The sequence below is a fragment of the Bacillus sp. FJAT-27445 genome (assembly GCF_001510665.1).
GTDB lineage: Bacteria > Bacillota > Bacilli > Bacillales > Cytobacillaceae > Bacillus_D.
Map to the genome: position 1 here is coordinate 497,797 of NZ_LMTI01000002.1, position 22,068 is coordinate 519,864.

Below are 22,068 nucleotides of genomic sequence, written 5' to 3' on the forward strand. Positions count from 1 at the left end.
TGATCCGCTTTGGAGAACTTGCTGACACGGATCAGCGCTGAGTGACACCTTTTCGGCTTTTGGGCAAATCTTTGTCGCTCATTCGGATTTGAGTGACTTCCTTTCCGGATTTTCGCCCGATAAGGTCACTTAACGGGATTTGAGTGACATTCTTTCCAGAATTGGGCTGGAAATTGTCACTCATCCGGTTTTGTGTGACACCCTTTACAGAGTCCCCGAGATTGACCTCATTCCGTTTTGCTTCCATTCGTTTGAGTAGAGATTTTTTTAAAAAAGCCCCTAAACAAAAAACAAGCCCCCACATAATGGAAGCTTGTCTACTTTCCTAGCTCAATTGTCCTGACATCGTTAACATCATAACCGAGCCATTTCGATGCAATCCTTGCAAAAATCAAATTCGACCCGGTTGTATAAAATTCATGCTTTGGAGTACCTTCCCCGCTTTCAAGCATTCCCCGGTAATCAAGGATTGTGCTGACCTCGCGGGCCGTTTCATCACCGGAACTGATTACCTTCACTCCGCTGCCCACCACATCTTTAATTAACGGCTCCAGTAATGGGTAATGTGTGCAGCCGAGGATAAGGGTATCGATCTTTTCCCCCTGTAAGGGCTGAAGTGTTTCTTCAACGACCCTTCTTGCCAAATCGCCATCCACCTCGCCGCTCTCTACTAGAGGTACAAATCTCGGACAGGCCAGGCTTTTGACAGATACCCTGCTGACCAGCGATTTAAGGGCCTTTTCATAGGCGCCGCTCTTCACTGTCCCAATTGTCCCGATGACTCCGACCTGATAGTTATCCGTATTCTTGATGGCTGCCCGCGCACCGGGATAGATAACTCCGACAACCGGGATATCCAACTCCCTGCGGATATCATCCAGGACGGCCGCGGTAGCTGTATTGCAGGCAATGACCAGCATTTTAATATTTCTTTTTAGCAAAAAACGTGTCAGCTGCCAAGTGAATTTCTTTACCTCATGGACCGGGCGGGGTCCGTAGGGGCATCTCTTCGTATCTCCGAGGTAAATAATTTTCTCCTTAGGAAGCTGCCGCATAACTTCCTTGGCGACTGTTAAGCCGCCAACCCCAGAATCAATGATCCCTATTGGCTGTTCCAAACCTCTCGCCTCATTTTCCTCGCATTTCATGGTGCAATTTAGTCATGTTGCTGTGTAAAAGCTGAATTTCATCTGATGTAAAGTTCTTTAATATATCCTCCAAGTAATTCTGGCGCTTTTTGATTACCTCATCAATAATCCGTTCGCCTTCCTCTAGAAGATGGATCCTGACCACCCTGCGGTCCTTTGGATCCTTGACCCGCATGACGAGGCTGCTCTTCTCCATCCTGTCGACCAGGTCGGTCGTTGTGCTGCAGGCCAGGTACATTTTGTTCGATAATTCACCAATCGTCATGTCGCCTTCCTCGAATAGCCACTGGAGCGCAATAAACTGCGGAGGAGTAATCGTGTAATTGCTAAGCATTTCCCTGCCCTTTTGCTTAATAATTCCCGATATGTATCGAAGGTCCTTCTCGATGCTCGCCACTATATTCATATCAAGCTTTTCGGTTTCAGCCTGTTTCATTTTTACCACTCCCATCCTGGAACCTTGGGGAATAGGCATTCCTCGCGTCCCCTGGTTGCTCTTATTTTCTACTTTTTCCGGAAAAAATTCAAGGATTTAAAATTGAGACCGGCCTCCAGGATGGATGCCGGTCATGTTCACAGTTCAAGCTCTCCCATTCGCAGGAGCTCTACAACTGCCTGGGAACGCCCCTTTACGCCGAGTTTTTGCATGGCGTTCGATATATGGTTCCGAACCGTTTTCTCGCTTATATATAAGTCTCCAGCGATTTCTTTTGTTGTTTTGTCTTGTACCAACAGTTCGAAAACTTCTCTTTCCCGTTTAGTGAGTAATGGTTTATGGCTGAATCCGTTATCCTTCAAGTATTGTAACCCTCCTTGCCTTCGCCAGTTGTGAACCGTGGGATGGGTATATATTTAGTCACGATATAGTATGTAACAAACGCTTTATGAGTGACTGATTTTACTTGAAGATTAACGGTTTCCGGGAGATAAAAGGAGCATTTTCTCCTCCTCGCTCCATGGTACGCCCTTACCGGTTTCCCTGGATATCTGGACCATTGTCCCCCGTCCTGTAAAGCATATTTCCCCTTTTTTGTTTTTACCCATATAATTCAAGTCTACAGATGAAGTGCCGACCTTGTTCGCCTTCACGTAAATTCTTATTTCATCGTCGAAAAATACCTGCTTCAGAAAATCGCACTGAAGGTCTGCGACTACAGGAATAACCGGATTTCCCGGCTTAAGCCAGTCCCCCATGAAGCCGATCGCTTTAAAAAATTCAATCCGGGCCAATTCAAAATAAGTGAAAGGAACTGTATTATTCAGATGCCCGTACATATCCGTTTCAGAAAAACGCACCTTTACCGGATAATAAAAATCGAATTCCTCTTCCCACTCCGGCATGGAGGCGATATAGCCAATTCTCCCCACGTCCATCCTCCTTTAAAAATGAATGTCCATTCATTATATTATAGCCTTCATGAAGGAATAGAGAAAGTTTTATAGTTCATCCTAAAAGACGCTTGTCTGCAATTCAGTTTAGTTAACCTTCACCGGCTTTGCATAAATGATATATCTTTCTGGTGCATTTCCTACATAGCTGAACGGATAGCATGTTGTGAGAATTAATTCTTCCTGTTCACTCTGCAGTGTAATAATGGACCGGTCTTCCGCGTCAACGATTTTTGTTCTCTCTATTTTATACTTATGCTCACTTTTGGGCAGCCGGACCCTTAAAATATCCCCCGGTTTAAGCTCACCGAGGCGCCTGAATACCGTGTCCCTATGCCCAGACAGAACAATCTGACCCTCTTCACCCGGGAGATAGGAACCGCTATAATGGCCGACCCCTTTTTTTAGGTCATCCGGATCGGTTCCTTCAACAATCGCCAATTCGGAATCGATTGCGGGTAGTTCCAGGAGGCCAACAATCTCTCCAAAACCAGGTTTTGCAGGTTGCTCGGCTGTCTTTTCCCCCGGCATTTGCGCCTTCGCTTCAATTGGTCCGCTTTTAACGAGCCTTCTTGCTTCTTCAAGCGATTGGCCGCTTTTCATTTTCGTCTCTGCGAGTTGAAAACCACCAACCGCAAGAACAACGATGCCTGCAAATATAAAGATCCATGGCAAAATTGCCTTTCCAATCAATGGCCTCACCCCATTCTAGGTTTGCACCTTCCTACAATTATATCAAAACCGGCATAATCGGCATACCGCCTAAATACCTGCCCTAGCAAAACCTCAAACTGACCAATAATATACGCAAAAAAGCTGCCCCAATCGCGTTGGGGCAGCTTTTAAAATCAACATTCTGTTACGCTTGGTCGCTGCCGAAGAAGTTCCGGAACGATTGGAATGTCGTGTCACGGTTAAGGGCGGCAATCGAAGTTGTAAGCGGAATGCCTTTCGGGCAGGATTGGACGCAGTTCTGCGAATTCCCGCAGTTTACAAGGCCTCCATCACCCATAATCGCATTCAGGCGCTCAGCCTTGTTCATTTCACCAGTTGGGTGGGCATTGAACAGGCGAACCTGGGAAAGCGGTGCCGGCCCAATGAAGTCCGACTTGCTGTTTACATTTGGGCAGGCCTCAAGGCAGACGCCGCATGTCATACACTTTGAAAGCTCATATGCCCACTGGCGCTTTGTTTCAGGCATGCGCGGGCCAGGCCCCAAATCATAGGTTCCGTCAATTGGAATCCATGCTTTTACCTTTTTCAAAGAATCAAACATCCTGCTGCGGTCAACCTGCAGGTCACGGACGATTGGGAATGTTTTCATCGGCGCTAGGCGAATCGGCTGTTCCAACTGGTCTACCAATGCTGTACAGGATTGGCGCGGCTTTCCGTTGATAATCATTGAACACGCCCCGCAAACTTCTTCAAGGCAGTTCATTTCCCATGTGATTGGAGTTGTCTGTTTCCCGTTCTCATCTACAGGGTTCCTCCGGATTTCCATTAATGCGGAAATGACATTCATGTTCGGTCTGTATGGCAGGACAAACGTTTCTTCGTAAGGGGCGGAATCCGGTGTGTCCTGGCGAGTGATGATAAACTTGACTGTCTTGGTCGCTGTCGCAGTCTTTTCGGCTGCCATTGTTTCAGTCATCCGTTTCTACTCCCCCTTCTTTTTCGAATAATCGCGCTTCCGCGGCTTAATCAATGAAGTATCCACTTCTTCATAATGGAAAGCCGGAGCCGATTTTTGGCCTGTGAACTTGGCCATTGTAGTTTTCAGGAATTTGTCATCGTCACGTTCAGGGAAGTCAGGCTTGTAATGGGCCCCCCTGCTCTCGTCACGGTTCAACGCTCCAATTGTGATTACACGGGCAAGCTGCAGCATATGCTGAAGCTGGCGTGTGAAAGCTGCTCCCTGGTTGCTCCAACGTGCCGTATCGTTGATGTTGATTTGGTCATAACGTTCAAGCAATTCCTGAATCTTTTCATCTGTCTTGCGAAGCTTGTCATTATGGCGGACAACCGTTACGTTATCAGTCATCCACTCGCCGAGTTCTTTATGGATGACATAGGCGTTTTCAGTGCCATCAAGCGACATGATGTGATTCCATTTTGCTTCTTCTTCCATGACATGGCTTGAGAATACAGACTCTTCCAACGCATCCGCGCTTTTTTCAAGCCCATTGATATAACGGACAGCATTCGGGCCGGCAACCATTCCCCCAAAAACAGCAGAAAGAAGCGAGTTGGCGCCAAGGCGGTTCGCACCATGTTGGGAATAGTCACATTCCCCAGCGGCAAAGAGGCCAGGGATGTTGGTCATCTGGTCATAGTCAACCCACAGGCCGCCCATCGAATAGTGGACTGCCGGGAAGATCTTCATTGGGACCTTGCGCGGGTCATCGCCCATGAATTTTTCATAAATTTCAATGATTCCGCCTAGCTTAATGTCAAGCTCATGCGGATCCTTATGGGAAAGGTCCAGGTAGACCATGTTTTCTCCGTTTATTCCGAGCTTCTGGTTCACGCACACATCAAAGATTTCACGCGTCGCGATATCCCTTGGAACCAAGTTTCCGTACGCCGGATATTTTTCTTCAAGGAAATACCAAGGTTTTCCATCTTTGTATGTCCAAATGCGCCCGCCTTCACCACGTGCCGATTCACTCATCAGGCGAAGCTTGTCATCCCCTGGGATGGCTGTTGGGTGAATTTGGATAAATTCCCCATTCGCATAATAGGCGCCCTGCTGGTAAACTATTGAAGCCGCGGAACCGGTATTGATGATTGAGTTTGTCGATTTTCCAAAAATGATTCCAGGACCGCCGGTAGCCATGATTACAGCATCAGCGGGAAATGCCTTGATATCCATGGAAGTCAGGTGTTGCGCCGTAATTCCGCGGCACGTCCCGTCTTCATCAACGACAGCACCGAGGAATTCCCAGCCTTCATACTTCGTCACAAGGCCGGCTACTTCAAAGCGGCGAACCTGTTCATCAAGCGCATAAAGAAGCTGCTGCCCGGTTGTCGCTCCGGCAAACGCGGTGCGATGATGCTGTGTGCCTCCAAAACGGCGGAAATCGAGCAGGCCTTCTGGCGTCCTATTGAACATAACGCCCATACGGTCGAATAAATGGATGATTCCAGGCGCAGCATCGCACATTGCCTTAACAGGAGGCTGGTTGGCGAGGAAGTCACCACCGTATACAGAATCGTCAAAGTGCTCCCATGGGGAGTCGCCTTCACCTTTCGTATTGACGGCGCCGTTAATGCCGCCCTGCGCACAAACGGAGTGGGAACGCTTTACCGGCACAAGCGAAAACAATTCCACCTGTGTCCCGGCTTCAGCTGCCTTGATGGTAGCCATCAAACCAGCAAGCCCGCCTCCGACAACAATTATCTTTCCTTTTGCCATTCTTGACTCACTCCCTAATTAATTCCTAATCTATCAGGACCGACCTAATTTTTCAGATTACATAAATGCTAGCAAGGCGCGAATCCCGACAAAGGAAAGGGCAAAAAAGAGGCCCATTGTAAAATACGTGGAAATTATTTGTGAGCGCGGAGTCACAGTGACGCCCCAGCTGACAAAGAATGACCAAAGCCCGTTCGCGAAGTGAAAAATAGTAGAAATAACCCCTAAGAAGTAAAAAACAACCATGAAAGGAGAGCTTAAAATGTCTGCCATCATGTTATAATCTACTGTCGCGCCAAAAGCTGCCGCGACCCTGGTTTCCCATACGTGCCAGCTTACAAAGATCAGCGTAATTACGCCTGTAACACGCTGGATTGTGAACATCCAGTTACGGAAATAACCGTATCTGCCCGGGTTATTGTCTGCTGTAAAAGCGATATAAAGTCCATAAATTGCATGGTATAGCAAAGGCAAATAAATCACTACGGTTTCCAGGACAAGCCTGAAAGGGAGATTTCCCATAAAGTCTGCCGTTTTATTGAAGGACTCCGGACCTCCTGTTGCAGAATAGTTCACGAGCAGGTGCTGCATGAGAAAAACTCCGACCGGGATGACTCCCAGTAGCGAATGCAGCCTGCGGTAAAAAAACTCTCTGTTACCCGCCATAATCATACCCCCTAGTTAATGCGATGAAGGCTCCCCTTTTAGAATATAAACCTATCATCATTGTGAAAAAGTTATGAACCTTTAGTTACATTCATGTGACATGTTCATTTTACTCTCAAGGTGGGAGAGCGTCAAGAAAACGAATACATTATTTCTCATATAGACACAATCTTAAAAATATACTGATATAAGGATTATTTGAAGAGCGTCCAAGTGGAGGAAGTCACCGAGAATTCTTCGGAAATTCGTAGGAGGGGGAAGGGAAGGTAAAATAATTTGTAATAATTTTAAAGATTTTGCAATGGAAAATATGTATATAATAGAATGATAGAAAGAGAGGGAGTCGTTTGAAAGATACAGCTTCTGAATTACAGCAAACTGAATCCGTTAGCAAATTCGGCTATGAATTGATTAGGGATACCCTATTGCCGGAACTTCTTGGCAAAAATGCGCCCGAGCTTCTTTATTGGGCTGGAAAGCTGCTTGCCAGGAAATACCCGCTGAATACATTAGAAGAAGTCATCGCATTTTTTTCCCGGGCTTCATGGGGCACTCTGGCTATCCGAAAAGAATCAAAAAATGAAATTGAATTCGAATTGGCCGCTGTCCTTCTTCCATCACGGGTTACTTCCAAGGCGGAGTCCTATTTCCAAATTGAGGCTGGTTTTCTAGCCCAGCAAATCGAATTGCAAAAAGGGGTTGTGGCCGAGGCGTTCGAGCATCCGGTCAAGCGTTCCAAAATTGCTGTTTTCACAGTCAAATGGGACAGAAAAGACCCTATCGAAGGATAAACAAAATTCTAAAAATAGCCCCCCTTTCAATCCGAAAAGGGGGGCTATTTCCGTTTCAATTTAAGAGTGGATTTCGCTGCCTGCTAGGGCAAAAGCGTCATGCAGCGCTTCAACTGCTTTGACCATGAATGTCTCGTCAATTACAACGGATACCTTTATTTCCGATGTGCTGACCATTTTTACCTGGATGCCTTGATCTGCCAGTACGCCAAACATTTGCGCTGCAACTCCGGGGTTCGATACCATGCCAGATCCGACAATGGATACCTTGGAAAGGCCGGTCTCCGTTTCAATCCTGCCGTATCCCAATGCTTTTCTACTCGCTTCAAGGACCTCGATTGTTTTTTCCAAGTCTTCCGTCTTGATGGAGAATGAAAGATTTGCTGTACCATCACCTGTGATATTTTGGATGATAATGTCCACGTTAATACTATTCTTCGCCAGGGAAGCAAAAATCGACGGCAGGCCATTCAGAGATTCAGCCAAACCGATTACGGATACCCGTGTAATTTGGTCTTCAAAAGCGACTCCGCGTACAATTAAATTTTCTTCCATTGATACTTCCTCCTCTATAATGGTCCCTTCCTCTTTTTCCATGCTGGAGCGCACGACAAGCGGAATTCCGTAATTTTTCGCAAACTCGACTGCCCTAGGATGGAGGACTCCCGCACCTAAATTGGCAAGTTCCAGCATTTCGTCATAGGAAACAGATAGAAGTTTCCTGGCATTTTTCACCATACGCGGGTCTGTCGTGAAAACACCGGTCACATCTGTATAAATATCGCAGCGGCTGGCTTTCATGGCTGCCGCCAGGGCAACGGCAGTCGTATCTGATCCGCCCCTTCCGAGTGTGGTAATTTCACCATGCTCGGTAGTCCCTTGAAATCCAGCCACGATAGCAACTTTACCTTCATTTAGGATGTTTAGAACTTTTTCCGGATCAATGTCCATGATCCTTGCGTTCCCATGGACATCTTCTGTTTTTATCCCGGCCTGCCAGCCGGTAAAGGAGACTGCTTCCTTCCCTAATGCATGTAATGCCATTGCCAGCAGGGAAATGGTCACCTGTTCCCCGGTTGAAAGGAGCATGTCCATTTCTCGCTTGGAAGGCGATGAGGTAAGTTCCTTCGCCAGTCCGACCAGTTGGTCCGTTGTTTTCCCCATTGCAGAAACGACAACTGTTACACGATTGCCTTTTTCACATTCTTCCATGATCCTCCTGGCCACATTCATAATCCGCTCAGGCGAACCAACAGAGGTGCCGCCAAATTTCTGTACAATGATTGCCACTGTTTCCCCAACTTTCTCTAGTATCTTTTTTCTGATTGGAAGTAAGGTATCTGCACAAATAAAAAGGGCAATGAGAGTTATCTCATTGCCCGGATACGTGACACATCTACGCATCTATGTGAGATAGCCCTCCAGGGTAGTAAACCCTGACAATCCTGCATTTATTCAATACAGGACCAGCAAGCGTCTGGAATGGCCCATTCGCCGCTTCGGCGGTCTACCCTTTCAAAATCCCTCCTGGAATCCATTTTTCTCCGGATTTTTACTCTTGAAGCCCGCGCCTCTACCTTCACTTTAGAAATTAAAGTGATAGTATATGAAATTATCCATGATTATAACACAACTGTTTTTTATTCGGCAATCCTAAGTATTTAATTTTTTGAGAAGTTCTTCCGCAATTGGGCCCGGTATGCCGATTTTAAGGAATTCCTCCGCACTTGCTTCCTTCATTTTTTTTACGGAACCAAAATTCTTCAAAAGCAGCTTCTTCCGTTTTTCGCCAATCCCCGGAATGGAATCGAGGATGGATTGGAATGCGCTCTTGCCTCGAAGCTGCCTGTGGAAAGTAATCGCAAACCGGTGGACTTCATCCTGAATGCGCTGCAGCAGGTAAAACTCCTGGCTGTTGCGTGGGAGAGGAATTATTTCCAGCGGATTGCCGTACAGGAGCTGGGATGTTTTATGCTTCTCATCCTTCACAAGTCCGGCGAGTGGGATTTCAAGTCCCAGTTCATTTTCGAGTACGTCTCTCACAGCTTCGACGTGGCCTTTCCCGCCATCGATGATAATCATGTCCGGAAGCGGAAGTTCTTCCTTCAACGCCCGCGAGTATCTTCTTCTGGCCACTTCCCTCATCGATTCATAATCATCAGGTCCTTTAACCGATTTAATTTTGTATTTCCGGTATTCCTTTTTATACGGTTTCCCATCCATGAACACGACCATCGCCGAAACGGGGTCGGTTCCCTGGATGTTTGAGTTATCAAAAGCCTCAATCCGGTTTGGGGTATGGATGCCCAGTAGCATACCTAGATTATCGACAGCCTTAATGGTCCGGTTCTCATCACGTTCGATTAGCGAGAACTTTTCAATCAGGGCAATTTGCGCATTCTTCACGGCAAGCTTGACGAGGTCCTTTTTTGCCCCGCGCTGCGGCTGAAGGACTTTCACTTCAAGCAGCTCCTCGGCCATTTTGCAGTCTACGCTGTCCTGGATAAGGATTTCTCTCGGTTTGAAATGGTTTGCTTTTGAATAAAACTGCCCAAGGAAGGTGAGCATTTCCTCCTCCGGCTCTCCGTAAATCGGGAACAGGGAAACATCCCTTTCGATCAGCTTCCCCTGGCGGACAAAGAACACCTGGACGCACATCCAGCCCTTATCTACCGCGTAGCCGAACACGTCCCGGTCCGTAAAATCGGTCGTCGTCATCTTCTGCTTTTCCATCGTTGCTTCTATATGAGCGATTTTATCCCGGTATTCCTTGGCCCGCTCAAAATCAAGCTGCTCAGCCGCCTGGGACATTTTTTCGGTGAGCTCTTTTTTAATCTCCTTGTAGCCGCCATTTAGGAACCTAGTTATTTCATCTAACATCCGTTTATATTCCGACTCCGGAACCTGCTTCACACATGGGGCCAGGCACTGGCCTAGGTGATAGTATAGGCAGACGCGGTCTGGAAGCGTCGCGCATTTTCTTAGCGGGTATATCCGGTCTAGCAATTTCTTCGTTTCGTTGGCAGCCTGAACGTTCGGATATGGTCCAAAATACTTTCCTTTATCCCGCTTCACCTTCCTAGTGATGATCAGCTTAGGGTGGCGCTCGGCTGTCAGCTTGATGAAAGGATAGGTTTTATCATCCTTCAGCATGATATTGTATTTTGGATCATATTTCTTGATCAGGTTCAACTCAAGGATGAGCGCTTCAATATTGGAGGAGGTTACAATATATTCAAAATCCTCGATTTCACCGACCAGCCGCTGAGTTTTTGCATCATGCGAACCGGAAAAATAGGACCTTACCCTGTTTTTCAGAACCTTTGCCTTCCCCACATAGATGATTGTCCCCTGCCTGTCCTTCATTAAATAACACCCAGGCTGGTCCGGCAGCAGGGTCAGTTTTTGACTAATTAATTCATTCATTTGGCCGGCCATCCCCTTTCATTACTTTTTCCATCTATATAAAGTGTTTTCACGGTAAGTTCAGTTCAAACAGCGGGTTGAATGGAACACCCCGCTTTTTTAATTTTACCATGGAAGTCCACAGCTTGCCGCAAGAAACCTTTGGCCATTTTTCCGGTGATGCATAATACCTTTCAAAAAAAATACCCCCGGCGCAACGAACAGCCAGGGGAGGGATGTTACATATGGTTTTGCAGAAGGCTAACGAGGTTTTCTTTTGGCTGGTAGCCTACAACCTTGTCAACCTGCTCGCCGTCTTTGAAAACAAGCAATGTCGGGATGCTCATAACGCCGTATTTTGCTGAAGTTTCCGGGTTTTGATCAACATCGAGCTTAACAATCTTGACCTGGTCGCCCATTTCGGAATCCACTTCTTCAAGTACAGGAGCAATCATCTTACAAGGGCCACACCATGGTGCCCAAAAATCTACAAGAACAAGGCCTGAACCGATTTCGCCAGCGAAGTTCTGGTCTGAAACATTTGAAATAGCCATAAAAAAAAGCCTCCTAAATTTCATTCTAAAATCTACCGAAAGTATACCACCATTTGAAAGTGCATGCTAATAATATGTTCTGCACTATCGTTCCCTTGCTATTGCGGGACTATTCCTTTTCGTATCCGGCTTCTATTGAAAAAAGGACGGAAGAATCCGCCCTTTTCACATTTCCTGCTTATGAGTGGATCTTCAGCTTTTTAAACTCCTCTGTCAAAAGCGGTACGACCTCGAACAAGTCTCCGACAATCCCATAGTCCGCGATTTTAAAGATGTTGGCCTCCGGATCTTTGTTAATGGCAACGATAACCTTGGAATTAGACATACCGGCCAAATGCTGGATGGCTCCCGAAATACCGCAGGCAATATACAGGTCAGGTGTGACAACTTTTCCTGTCTGGCCGATTTGGAGCGAATAATCACAATAATCAGCATCACAGGCTCCCCTTGAAGCCCCGACCGCTCCTCCTAGCAAGTTTGCCAGCTCTTTCAAAGGCTCAAACCCATCGGCGCTTTTTACTCCGCGCCCTCCAGCGATTACAACCTTTGCCTCGGAAAGGTCGACGCCCTCACTTGCTTTCCGTACAACCTCTTTCACAATTGTCCTTAAATCCTTAATTTCCACTGTCACAGCGGCTACTGTACCGCTTGCGGCTTCACTCTTTTCGAGCGGAGCGATATTGTTCGGGCGGATTGTCACGAAGATCAGGCCGTCTGTAATAATTTTCTTTTCAAAAGCTTTACCCGAATAGATTGGCCGTGTGAACACAATGTTTCCACCAGCTGACTCAATGGCTGTAACGTCAGAAATCAGGCCGCTGCCTAGTTTCGCGGCAATTTTTGGCGCAAGGTCTTTTCCAAGAGCCGTATGGCCGAAAATCATTCCATCTGGCTTCTCGGAATCGACAACCGCCATTAGTGCCTGTGAAAATCCGTCTGGAGTATAATTATTCAGCTTTTCGTCCTCAACTGCGATTACTTTGTCCGCGCCATATTGGTAAAGTTCATTTCCTAAAGAACTCACAGCGTCGCCTATCAAAACACCGACCACTTCTCCGCCTTCTGCTACCGTTTTTGCCGCTGCGATCGCTTCAAAGGAAACGTTCCTGAGCGAACCATCGCGGACTTCTCCCAAAACCAACACTTTTCTCGCCATATCCTCTACCTCCTGCACTTTATCAATCTAGCTTTCATGCTAATTGGATTCTTCTTTTTTTCCATTTTAAAGCCAAAATGGATCAGATGACTTTAGCTTCCGTATGCAGCAGTTTGACCAGTTCGTTGACTTGTTCTTGTAAATCTCCCTGCAGAACCCTTCCTGCTTCTTTCTTTGGCGGCATAAAAAGTTCAATTGTTTTGGTTTTCGCCTCTACGTCATCTTCTTCGAGATCAAGGTCATCGAGCTCGAGCTCCTCAAGTGGCTTCTTTTTCGCCTTCATAATTCCAGGTAGCGAAGGATAGCGGGGATCATTCAATCCCTGCTGCGCAGTGACAAGAAGCGGAAGAGATGCTTCAACGACTTCTGAGTCACCTTCAATGTCCCGGACTAATGTTGCCTTCCCGCCATCTATGTCCAGCTTTGTAATCGTCGTTACATATGGAATGCCGAGCAGTTCAGCAACCCTCGGACCGACCTGGCCAGAACCTCCATCAATGGCTACATTCCCGCCAATGATAAGGTCCGCATCCTTGTCTTTTAGGAACTCGGCAAGAATTTTGGCTGTCGTAAATTGGTCAGCGTATTCGACATCATCTTCTGTATTGATCAGGACAGCTTTATCAGCGCCCATTGCCAAAGCGGTCCTAAGCTGCTTTTCAGCTTCCTCCGTCCCGACTGTCACAACGGTCACCTCACCGCCTTGGGCATCGCGTACCTGGATGGCTTCCTCAATGGCATATTCGTCATAAGGGTTGATGATGAATTCAGCACCATCCTCATTGATTTTGCCGCCAGCCATTGAGATTTTTTCTTCCGTGTCAAATGTTCTTTTCATCAGCACAAAAATATTCATAAAACATTTCCCTCCCAAAATTAACTATTCCGCAAGTTTAAGAGATAAAATTTAGATAAAACGCTTACATTTTATCTTTTAAACCAGGTGCGAACCTGGTACTTGAACGTTATTCCCCTTTAAAGTCGGGTTCTCGTTTTTCAAAAAATGCCTGGATTCCCTCCTGGCCATCTGCCGACATGAAAACTTCTCCGAATAACTCTGCTTCCCTTTCAACGCCTGTGTAAAACTCCCCAGTTTTTGTGAAATTCAAGAGCTCAATGGCGGCTTTTAATGAACCGGAGCTCTTTTTGGCAATTTTCTTTGCAAATGTAAAGGCATGTTCCAAAAGTTCTTCTTCTGGATAAGCATGGTTTGCCAGGCCATATTGGACTGCCTCAAGCCCCGTAATTGGCTCAGAAGTAAAGAGCATTTCGGCCGCGCGGGCCTGCCCCACAAATTTCGGAAGCCGCTGTGAGCCGGCAAATCCAGGAATAAGCCCTAGCTGAAGTTCCGGAAGCCCAAGCTTTGCTGTTTCACTTACAAGACGGAAATGGCAGGCCATGGCAAGCTCCAGGCCTCCTCCGAGAGCCGCACCGTGAATGGCTGCAATTATTGGCTTCGGGAATTTTTCCATTCTGTCAAACAAGTTTTGGCCGAGCTTGGCAAGATTTGAAAAGTCGTCTGCCGTTGTGATTGTCGTAAACTCCTTAATATCCGCCCCTGCGGAAAAAAATCTTCCTTCACCGCGAAGTAAAATCACTTTGATTTCCTTTTCCGCTTCAATTTCATCCAGCACTGATGAAAGCTCTTTTAAAACTTCTGAAGAAAGAGCATTGGCTGGCGGCCGTTGAATCGTGATCCCGGCAATACCGCCTTCATTTGACCATTTTAAAAATTCCAAACTGATCCCCCCTCATTTCACGGCGGAGGGCCCGGCTATGCCCGCTCCGCATCCATTTAACAAAAGCTCATGAACAGGAGCACTCAATGAGTGCAACTCGTACTTTTGTTCATTCATTATCCATGTGGTGACCGTTTCATCTATCGTCCCAAATATCATCTGCCGGGCAAGGCGGATATCGAGCGATTTGGAAAACTCTCCATTTTGTTTGCCTTCCAAGAGAATTTGATCAATGATTTTCAAATACCCTTTTAGAACCTCATTGATTTTTAAACGTAATTCCTTATTCGACTGCCTTAACTCGAGCTGGGTGACAATCGCAAGGCTTTGGTCCTCTGAAAGCATTCGGAAATGGGAATTGATCAACAGTAATAACTTCTCTGCCGCCGTCTCTTTTCCTGCTATTACTGGCTCAATTTTTTCAATATATGATCCCATCTTTTCTTCGAATAAAGAGACGAGGATATCTTCCTTGTTTTTAAAATACAAGTAAATCGTCCCATCCGCTACTCCCGCTTGCCTGGCAATTCTCGAGACCTGGGCCTGGTGGTACCCAGTTTCAGCTATGACGGAAACAGCGGCATCTATGATTTGCATGTATTTTGGCCTGTTTTTCTTCACCTCTATTTACCCTCCTTCGAAGAAAGAAACACTTGGAATGAATGAACAATCATTCATATTTTAATAATAAAACTGCCCGGGTTTTTCTGTCAAGCAGCCCGCGGCCTTCGATCATGTTGTGCATTGTATTTCTATCATATAATGATTGGCCGAAAAAGGGAAATTCCTTTCTTGGGAACAAAATGCGCAAGCGCCTTGGTCAGCCCCGACCAGCATAAGACTGGGCCCGCAGGACGGGCCTGCCCTCCGGAGGGAGCCGGCTTATGACCTCGAGGGGCTAGGCGCTGGAGCTGGATTAATATAACTTATTTTGAATTATCCACAATGTTCTATTTTATAACCCCTAGACGCCAAAAAGGGAAAGCCGCATAGCGGCTCCCCCTTTTGTCAGGCATGCTTTTGCTCTTCCTCCTGCAGCTTTTTCCGTTCCTCATCAACAAGGACGCGCCTAAGAATTTTACCGACCGCGGTTTTGGGAAGCTCCTTCCTGAACTCATATATTCTCGGAACTTTGAAGGACGCCAAATGCTTACGCGCAAATTCATCCAGCTCCTCCTCTGTGGCATGCGCGCCCTCCTTGAGGACTACATACGCCTTGACGGTCTCTCCTCTGTATGGATCAGGAACCCCTGCGGCAACCGCTTCCTGGATGGCGGGATGTTCATAAAGGACTTCTTCAATTTCCCTTGGGTAAATATTAAAGCCTCCCGCGATGATCATATCCTTTTTCCTGTCGACCACATAGAAGTAGCCGTCTTCATCCATATAGCCCAAATCACCGGTCAAAAGCCAGCCGTCCCTTAATGTCATGGCTGTATCCTCCGGGCGATTCCAATACCCTTTCATCACCTGTGGCCCTTTGACGGCTATTTCCCCTATTTCGCTTGGTGGCAGCCGCTCCCCATTTTCAAATGAAAGAATTGCCGCATCTGTATCCGGCCATGGAACACCGACGCTTCCCTTTATCCTTGGCCGGTCCCACAGGAAGTTTGAATGCGTAACTGGGGAGGATTCGGTGAGCCCATACCCTTCAACAAGCTTTCCGCCTGTTATTTTCTCAAATTCCTGCTGGACTTCCGCGGGAAGCGGAGCCGATCCACTTATGCAGGAATCGATTGATGATAAATCGTATTTGTTCAAATCAGGACGGTTCAACAGGCCAATATAAATAGTTGGCGCCCCCGGAAATAAAGTTGGACGCTGTTTTTGAATTGTCTTCAGTGTTGTTTCAGGATCGAATTTAGGCAGCAGGATCATTTTGTACCCTTGCATGATTGACATGATCAAGACCGTCGTCATCCCATACACGTGGAAAAACGGAAGGATACCCAACACACTTTCCTCGCCGCGCCTGCATTTATACATCCATTTATTGCACATCAATACATTGGCTGCAATATTTTTATGGGTGAGCATAACTCCTTTTGGGAATCCTGTCGTACCCCCGGTATATTGAAGCAGAGCAAGATCCTCTTCAAAATCGAGCGGATACTGCTCAATGGCGCCAGCTGGCATTTTCAGGATTTCAGTCAGCAAATGGTTGCTTCCCTCATGTTTTACCTTCACAACGATCCCGTATTGTTTTTTCTGGATGAATGGGTAGATCAGATTTTTCGGGAATGGGAGAGAGTCCTTGATGGCGGTAACAATGATATGCTTCAAATCCGTTTTTTGAACAATCTTTGAAACTCGTGGATAGAGAATATCGAGGGTGATGATGGCAAGAGCCCCAGAATCCTTCATTTGGTATTCCAGCTCTCGTTCCATATAAAGAGGATTGGTCTGGACAACCACTCCCCCCGCCAGCAGGATGCCATAAAAGCCGATGACAGCCTGGGGAGTATTTGGGAGCATGATTGCGACCCGGTCGCCTTTTTTAATTCCGAGTCCTTGCAAGTAAGCAGCCAATTTTTCCGCGCCTTCCCTTACCTCACGGAACGACAGCTCTTTCCCCATAAAGTGAATTGCGGCTTTATCGGGGAATTCTTCCGCTGATTTGATCAAGTAGCTCTGCAGTGATTCTGTCGGGTAGTCTATGGAAGCCGGGATTTCCTCTGGATAATGCTTGAGCCAAGGCTTTATCTCAATCATAGGAACCTCCTGTATAGAGAGTTTTTTAAAAATTCTATCTATTTGTTCCATTATAATCCATCGGCAATAAATCCACAATCAGATACACTTTACGCTTTAATCAACTTCATCTCTAAATCAATACTGCCCAAAATAAAATTATATGGATTAATCAAAATTTATATTCTAATGTCCCTTGCCGTCTATTTCCGCTACAGGCACACGCTTTCCGCGGAGGGTCAGTGGAGCCTCCTCGGCGCTCGCGCCTGTGGGGTCTCCCCTTGCCGCAGCATCCCGCCGGAGTCGGTGCCCTCCGCTGCAATCAACTAACCTTTTAAACAATTGTGTAAGAATTAATTTCAAACTAAATAAGAAAAAACCGCTGCATTATGCAGCGGCGGTTTCTTAGGCAATGAACGCCATATAGATGATTCCTATCAGAATAAATAAGCCGCAAAGGCCCAAAAGAACTTTTGCTAGAGTTTCCACTTTGTTTCCTCCGTTTAGATTCCAGCTCCGACTATGTAGGATAATCCGATTGAAATCACCATTGATATAAATCCGACGGCCCGGTTGTCCTTTTCGATTTCTTCATCCACATTGAATTTAGGAGTGAGGAACTCAAAAATGAAATAGCCGACAAGCAGGAGGGCAAAGCCGTATACTCCCCAACCGATCATTGCCAGAACCGAAGTGTGTTCTTGAATAGCATGTCTGAAGATATTTGCAATCCCAAACATTTTTCCTCCAGTTGCCATGGCAACGGCCAAATTTCCTTTTTTGATTTCCTCCCAGTTATTATACTTTGTAACCAGCTCAAATGCAGCGAGGAAGAGGATGATACAGAGGATGACCAGGCTATAGTATGCTGCAATCTGGATAAATTCATTTTGCCAAAAGTGTTCCATGCCGATTAGCTCCCCAACCCTTATTTAAACTCCGCAATCGTGACTCCGGTCCCGCCTTCACCGGCATCCCCGAACCGTATTTTCTTAACCGAGCGGTGGTTCCTCAAATATTCCTGTACTCCCTGCCTCAATGCCCCGGTTCCTTTTCCGTGAATGATCGAGACGCGCGGATAGCCCGCCAGAAGGGCATCATCGATATATTTTTCTACCTTTACCAATGCATCCTCATACCTTTCGCCGCGTAAATCGAGTTCAAGTGAGACATGGGTGTCCCTGCCCTTTACGATTGCCATCGGCTTCACTTCCTTTGGCTTTGGCGCATTGATGTATTCCAAATCCTTCTCGGACACCTTCATTTTCAAAATCCCAATTTGGACCTGCCATTCTTGGCCGGACGTTTTTTCAATGAGGGTTCCTTTTTGGTCAAAGGTTAGGACCTTTACCTCGTCCCCAGGCATGAAGGTATGCTTTGCTGCCTTTTTCGCCCCCGGTTTTTCAGTCCTTTTTACCTTTGGGGCTGCTCCGGCAAGCCGCTGCCTCGCTTCGATCAATTCATGCTCCTTGATCTCGGCATTCTTCTCGAGCCTCATCCTCCGCAGGTCGCCGATTATCTCCTCTGCTTCCTCCGCCGCTTTTTCAACAAGCTTACCAGCTTTCTCGGCCGCCTTTTCCATAAAGGAATCACGTTGCTCGTATAATTCAATCACTTGTTTTTGCAGATCGGCATGAAGCTTTTCCGCCTGTTTCCGCAATTCGTGCGCCTCGGAAAGCTCATTTTCGGCATCACGCCTGCTCTTTTCTAGGCTTGAAATCATATTTTCAATTTGCGAGCTGTCCTCGCTTACATGGGATTTCGCATTTTCAATAACGCGTTCATTCAGGCCAAGCCGGCGGGAAATTTCGAACGCATTGCTCCGGCCGGGCACACCAAGCAGCAGCCTGTATGTTGGGCTGAGGGTCTCAACATCAAATTCGACACTTGCATTCATGACGCCTTCACGGTTGTAGCCATACGCCTTTAATTCGGGGTAATGGGTCGTAGCAATCACCCTGGCCCCCCGCTTGTATACCTCATCCAAAATCGAAATCGCCAGCGCCGCCCCTTCCTGTGGGTCGGTGCCCGCCCCTAGTTCATCGAAGAGTACGAAGCTATTGTGGTCGGCTTTGTTGAGTATATCGACAATATTGACCATATGGGAGGAAAATGTGCTTAAGCTTTGCTCAATGGACTGCTCATCGCCAATATCCGCATACACCGCGTTGAAAACAGCCAGCTCCGATCCGTCAAGCGCCGGTATTTGAAGCCCTGCCTGCGCCATCAATGTGCATAGGCCGACTGTTTTCAGTGTCACTGTCTTTCCGCCTGTATTCGGACCGGTGATCACGATTGTAGTAAAGTCCTTGCCAAGCAAGATGTCATTGGGCACAACTTGATCCATGGGTATCAATGGATGGCGGGCCTTGTAAAGCGCAATCCTGCCCTCATTGTTCATTGTGGGCTTTGACCCTTTTATAGTTCGTCCATAGCGTGCTTTTGCAAAAATGAAATCAAGCTCCCCGAGAACATCGGAAATGACCTGCAGTTCAGCACTATGTTCAGCCGACAGTGCCGAAAGCTCGGCGAGGATCCTTTCAATTTCAAGCTGTTCCTTAACACGGATATCCTGGACCTGGTTGTTCAACTGGACAATCGCCTGCGGCTCAATGAATAGCGTTTGCCCCGATGAACTTTGGTCATGGATGATTCCGCCATAATGCCCCCTATATTCCTGCTTCACCGGAATGACGAACCTGTCGTTCCGAATCGTGACAATTGCATCGGACAGCATCTTTTGCGCGCTGGTGGATCGAATCATGCTTTCAAGCTTTTCCCTTACCTTCGATTGATTCGACCGGAGCTGCTGGCGAAGAGCCCTCAATGTATCGCTCGCTGTATCAAGGACTTCCCCGCCTTCGTCAATTGCCATCTTGATTGCCTGTTCGAGGTTTGCCAGCGGAATAATCCTGCTTACATAGTCAAATAGATATGGGATATTGGTGTTATCTTCATGAAGGTTTTCGATAAACCGCTTGATTTGCCTGCTTGCCGAGATGGTGCTCGCGATTTGGACAAGTTCTGCCGGGCTCAATATCCCGCCAATTACCGACCTCTTTATATGAGCCCGTATATCATGAATGCCAGACAGCGGCACATTCCCTTTTAACCGGAGCGCCGTTGCTGCCTCATCCGTTTCCTCCTGGAGCCTTTCTACTTCCTGAAAATCCGAGGAAGGAATGAGCTTCGATATTTTATCACGGCCAAGCGGCGAAGAAGCATGCCCCATGAGCTTCTCCCTTACTTTGAAAAACTCGAGTACTTTCAATGTTCTATCTTGCATGGAGAAACCTCTCCTTTTTGCCTAAGTGTTTTGTCAGCTTCTGTGATGTAAAAATTGAAGTAAATCCTCCAATTTGAAAGTGTTCAGAACAGAGCTGCTTTTTATCCAGCCTTTCCTGGCTGCTGCAACCCCGATGCCCATATGGCTCAGCATCGCGGTTTTGTGCGCATCGGTATTGATGGCGATTTTCACTCCGGCTTCCTGCGCCTTTTTCAGGTGGACGTATGAAAGGTCGAGCCGGTGCGGATTCGCATTCAATTCAAGCGCGGTATTCGTGTCTTTTGCTAAAGAGATTAGCATGTCAATATCCACATCATATCCATCCCTGCGCCCTATCAACCTGCCAGTTGGATGGGCGATAATGTCGACATTTGGATTTTCAAGCGCGTTTCTCAGCCTCATCATGATTTTTTCACGCGGTTGCGAAAATGCCGAATGAATCGATGCTATCACGATATCGAGTTCTTTTAACAGGTCATCATCATAATCCAAGGATCCGTCCGGAAGGATATCCATTTCGACCCCTGACAGGATTTTAAAATCCGTATACTTTTCATTAACCCGCTTTATTTCCTCATGCTGCTCACGGAGACGTTCCGGCGTCAAGCCATTCGCCACTTTCAAGAACTGTGAATGGTCGGTGATCGCAATATGAGAATAGCCCATTGCCCTGCAGGCTTCCGCCATTTCTTCTATTGTATGGGCGCCATCGCTCCATGTGGAGTGCATATGGAGGTCCGATATTATGTCCTTTATATCTACAATACCCATATCAGGTGAGTAGATTTCAACTTCCCGTCCGTCCTCGCGAATTTCGGGAGGAATGAACGGCAGGCCAAAATGGGCATAAAACTCAGCTTCTGATGTAAAGGTTTTTATGCCTTCCGCTGATTCAACTCCGTACTCACTGATTTTCTCGCCGCGCTCCTTTGCCAGCTGCCTCATCCGAACATTATGATCCTTTGAACCTGTAAAGTGGTGGAGGGCAGTCGCGAATTCCTCACTGCTGACCAGGCGGAAATCCGCCGAGATATCATAGTCAAAGCCAAATGTTACGGACACTTTGGTATCGCCGGCACCGATGACTTCCTTTAGGTCTGGGAGTGCGAGGATTTGCTCCCTTACCGATTCTGGATTTGAGGTGGCTATGATAAAATCAAGATCCTTTACGGTTTCAGCCCATCTTCTAATACTGCCAGCCTTTGAAAATTGTTCAATATCGTCCATTTCAGAAAGTTGAGCTTCTATTTTAGCCGCAATCGGAAGCATATAGGCGAGCGGAAGCCTTTCCGGACGTTCGCCCGCATTTTCAATCGCAGCCAGGATTTTCTCTTCCGATTTTTTCCCGAAGCCGGGAAGCTCGGAAATTTTATGCATCCGGCACGCTTCCTCCAGATCGGCGATATCTTCAATCCCAAGCATTTCGTGCAGCTTGGCCAGCTTTTTGCCGCCGAGGCCAGGAAGCTTTAATAAAGGAACAAGTCCTGCAGGCACTTCCTCCTGCAATTCCTTCAACACAGATGAACTACCCTCTTGGATAAATTCCTCTATGACTGCAGCCGTTCCCTTCCCGATACCGGAAATGGCCGTAAAATCAGTGATTCCCGCAAGGCTCCTGTTATCTGTTTCAAGAGCGAATGCCGCTTTCCTGAACGCAGAAACCTTAAACGGATTTTCCCCCTTAAGCTCAAGGTAAATCGCGATTGTTTCAAGAAGGGCAATGACATCTTTTTTATTTTTTTCCATCCCAATAGCACCTGCCTTATCTGTTGTACGCAAACGTCTCAATAAAGTTCCATGAAAGAAAGAAGAACTTCCCTGCTGTCAG

General features: G+C 46.9%; 20 protein-coding genes and 1 riboswitch. Of the genes, 1 reads left to right on the plus strand and 19 read right to left on the minus strand.

Features of this window, described 5'->3' with window-relative positions:
• Nucleotides 1-317: 317 nt before the first annotated feature.
• The 8 genes from racE to AR337_RS07180 form a co-directional block, all read right to left on the minus strand.
• On the minus strand, nt 318-1,118 hold the full coding sequence (gene racE, locus AR337_RS07145) for a glutamate racemase (RefSeq protein ID WP_059171322.1): 801 nt from the start codon (nt 1,116-1,118) through the stop codon (nt 318-320).
• Nucleotides 1,119-1,128: 10 nt separating this feature from the next.
• Nucleotides 1,129-1,584: a MarR family winged helix-turn-helix transcriptional regulator gene (locus AR337_RS07150; protein ID WP_082686905.1), complete on the minus strand. Its 456-nt coding sequence runs from the start codon at nt 1,582-1,584 to the stop codon at nt 1,129-1,131.
• Between the two features lie 137 nt (nt 1,585-1,721).
• Nucleotides 1,722-1,946 carry a response regulator transcription factor gene (locus tag AR337_RS07155; RefSeq protein WP_048825928.1) on the minus strand — a complete coding sequence of 75 codons (225 nt, stop codon included), beginning with the start codon at nt 1,944-1,946 and terminating at the stop codon, nt 1,722-1,724.
• Nucleotides 1,947-2,057: 111 nt separating this feature from the next.
• Nucleotides 2,058-2,489, minus strand: a complete 432-nt coding sequence (locus AR337_RS07160; RefSeq protein ID WP_156424347.1) for a thioesterase family protein — start codon at nt 2,487-2,489, stop codon at nt 2,058-2,060.
• Between the two features lie 135 nt (nt 2,490-2,624).
• The gene (locus tag AR337_RS07165) at nt 2,625-3,227 is read right to left on the minus strand and encodes a class D sortase (RefSeq protein ID WP_059171583.1); all 603 of its coding nucleotides are present in this window, start codon (nt 3,225-3,227) and stop codon (nt 2,625-2,627) included.
• A gap of 169 nt (nt 3,228-3,396) precedes the next feature.
• The gene (gene sdhB, locus AR337_RS07170) at nt 3,397-4,176 is read right to left on the minus strand and encodes a succinate dehydrogenase iron-sulfur subunit (RefSeq protein WP_059171584.1); all 780 of its coding nucleotides are present in this window, start codon (nt 4,174-4,176) and stop codon (nt 3,397-3,399) included.
• Between the two features lie 18 nt (nt 4,177-4,194).
• Complete coding sequence (sdhA, locus tag AR337_RS07175) at nt 4,195-5,952, minus strand: succinate dehydrogenase flavoprotein subunit (protein ID WP_059171324.1); 1,758 nt, start codon at nt 5,950-5,952, stop codon at nt 4,195-4,197.
• Nucleotides 5,953-6,009: 57 nt separating this feature from the next.
• Complete coding sequence (locus AR337_RS07180; RefSeq protein WP_059171325.1) at nt 6,010-6,618, minus strand: succinate dehydrogenase cytochrome b558 subunit; 609 nt, start codon at nt 6,616-6,618, stop codon at nt 6,010-6,012.
• 347 nt (nt 6,619-6,965) lie between these two features.
• On the opposite strand from AR337_RS07180, the gene AR337_RS07185 reads away from it, so the two are divergent.
• Complete coding sequence (locus AR337_RS07185; RefSeq protein ID WP_059171326.1) at nt 6,966-7,409, plus strand: YslB family protein; 444 nt, start codon at nt 6,966-6,968, stop codon at nt 7,407-7,409.
• 60 nt (nt 7,410-7,469) lie between these two features.
• Here AR337_RS07185 and AR337_RS07190 read toward each other — a convergent pair whose 3' ends face one another.
• The 11 genes from AR337_RS07190 to polX form a co-directional block, all read right to left on the minus strand.
• Nucleotides 7,470-8,699 (minus strand): aspartate kinase, encoded by a 1,230-nt coding sequence (locus tag AR337_RS07190; RefSeq protein ID WP_059171585.1) that lies wholly within the window; start codon nt 8,697-8,699, stop codon nt 7,470-7,472.
• Nucleotides 8,700-8,815: 116 nt separating this feature from the next.
• Nucleotides 8,816-8,993, minus strand: a riboswitch (Lysine riboswitch).
• Between the two features lie 69 nt (nt 8,994-9,062).
• On the minus strand, nt 9,063-10,835 hold the full coding sequence (gene uvrC / locus AR337_RS07200; protein WP_059171586.1) for an excinuclease ABC subunit UvrC: 1,773 nt from the start codon (nt 10,833-10,835) through the stop codon (nt 9,063-9,065).
• A gap of 218 nt (nt 10,836-11,053) precedes the next feature.
• Nucleotides 11,054-11,368: a thioredoxin gene (gene trxA, locus AR337_RS07205; RefSeq protein ID WP_059171328.1), complete on the minus strand. Its 315-nt coding sequence runs from the start codon at nt 11,366-11,368 to the stop codon at nt 11,054-11,056.
• Nucleotides 11,369-11,546: 178 nt separating this feature from the next.
• A complete protein-coding gene (locus tag AR337_RS07210) occupies nt 11,547-12,524 on the minus strand; it encodes an electron transfer flavoprotein subunit alpha/FixB family protein (RefSeq protein WP_059171329.1) in 978 nt (325 codons plus the stop codon).
• Nucleotides 12,525-12,606: 82 nt separating this feature from the next.
• Nucleotides 12,607-13,380 (minus strand): electron transfer flavoprotein subunit beta/FixA family protein, encoded by a 774-nt coding sequence (locus tag AR337_RS07215; RefSeq protein WP_059171330.1) that lies wholly within the window; start codon nt 13,378-13,380, stop codon nt 12,607-12,609.
• A 109-nt stretch (nt 13,381-13,489) separates the two neighbouring features.
• A complete protein-coding gene (locus AR337_RS07220) occupies nt 13,490-14,263 on the minus strand; it encodes an enoyl-CoA hydratase (RefSeq protein ID WP_059171331.1) in 774 nt (257 codons plus the stop codon).
• Between the two features lie 12 nt (nt 14,264-14,275).
• Entirely contained in the window at nt 14,276-14,884 is a 609-nt protein-coding gene (locus AR337_RS07225; RefSeq protein WP_059171332.1) for a TetR/AcrR family transcriptional regulator, read from the minus strand.
• A 387-nt stretch (nt 14,885-15,271) separates the two neighbouring features.
• Nucleotides 15,272-16,975, minus strand: coding sequence for an AMP-binding protein (locus AR337_RS07230; RefSeq protein WP_059171333.1), 1,704 nt, complete (start codon nt 16,973-16,975; stop codon nt 15,272-15,274).
• 482 nt (nt 16,976-17,457) lie between these two features.
• A complete protein-coding gene (locus AR337_RS07235; protein WP_059171334.1) occupies nt 17,458-17,862 on the minus strand; it encodes a DUF350 domain-containing protein in 405 nt (134 codons plus the stop codon).
• A 20-nt stretch (nt 17,863-17,882) separates the two neighbouring features.
• Entirely contained in the window at nt 17,883-20,240 is a 2,358-nt protein-coding gene (locus AR337_RS07240) for an endonuclease MutS2 (RefSeq protein WP_059171335.1), read from the minus strand.
• Between the two features lie 33 nt (nt 20,241-20,273).
• Nucleotides 20,274-21,986, minus strand: coding sequence for a DNA polymerase/3'-5' exonuclease PolX (polX, locus tag AR337_RS07245; protein WP_059171336.1), 1,713 nt, complete (start codon nt 21,984-21,986; stop codon nt 20,274-20,276).
• Nucleotides 21,987-22,068: the final 82 nt, after the last annotated feature.

Coding starts and splice junctions, on each gene's coding strand:
- polX (WP_059171336.1), bottom strand. CDS start 21,986: ATGGAAAAAAATAAAAAAGATGTCATTGCCCTTCTTGAAACAATCGCG.
- AR337_RS07160 (WP_156424347.1), bottom strand. CDS start 2,489: ATGCCGGAGTGGGAAGAGGAATTCGATTTTTATTATCCGGTAAAGGTG.
- AR337_RS07235 (WP_059171334.1), bottom strand. CDS start 17,862: ATGGAACACTTTTGGCAAAATGAATTTATCCAGATTGCAGCATACTAT.
- sdhB (WP_059171584.1), bottom strand. CDS start 4,176: ATGGCAGCCGAAAAGACTGCGACAGCGACCAAGACAGTCAAGTTTATC.
- AR337_RS07230 (WP_059171333.1), bottom strand. CDS start 16,975: ATGATTGAGATAAAGCCTTGGCTCAAGCATTATCCAGAGGAAATCCCG.
- sdhA (WP_059171324.1), bottom strand. CDS start 5,952: ATGGCAAAAGGAAAGATAATTGTTGTCGGAGGCGGGCTTGCTGGTTTG.
- AR337_RS07150 (WP_082686905.1), bottom strand. CDS start 1,584: ATGAAACAGGCTGAAACCGAAAAGCTTGATATGAATATAGTGGCGAGC.
- uvrC (WP_059171586.1), bottom strand. CDS start 10,835: ATGAATGAATTAATTAGTCAAAAACTGACCCTGCTGCCGGACCAGCCT.
- AR337_RS07215 (WP_059171330.1), bottom strand. CDS start 13,380: ATGAATATTTTTGTGCTGATGAAAAGAACATTTGACACGGAAGAAAAA.
- trxA (WP_059171328.1), bottom strand. CDS start 11,368: ATGGCTATTTCAAATGTTTCAGACCAGAACTTCGCTGGCGAAATCGGT.
- AR337_RS07180 (WP_059171325.1), bottom strand. CDS start 6,618: ATGGCGGGTAACAGAGAGTTTTTTTACCGCAGGCTGCATTCGCTACTG.
- AR337_RS07210 (WP_059171329.1), bottom strand. CDS start 12,524: ATGGCGAGAAAAGTGTTGGTTTTGGGAGAAGTCCGCGATGGTTCGCTC.
- AR337_RS07240 (WP_059171335.1), bottom strand. CDS start 20,240: ATGCAAGATAGAACATTGAAAGTACTCGAGTTTTTCAAAGTAAGGGAG.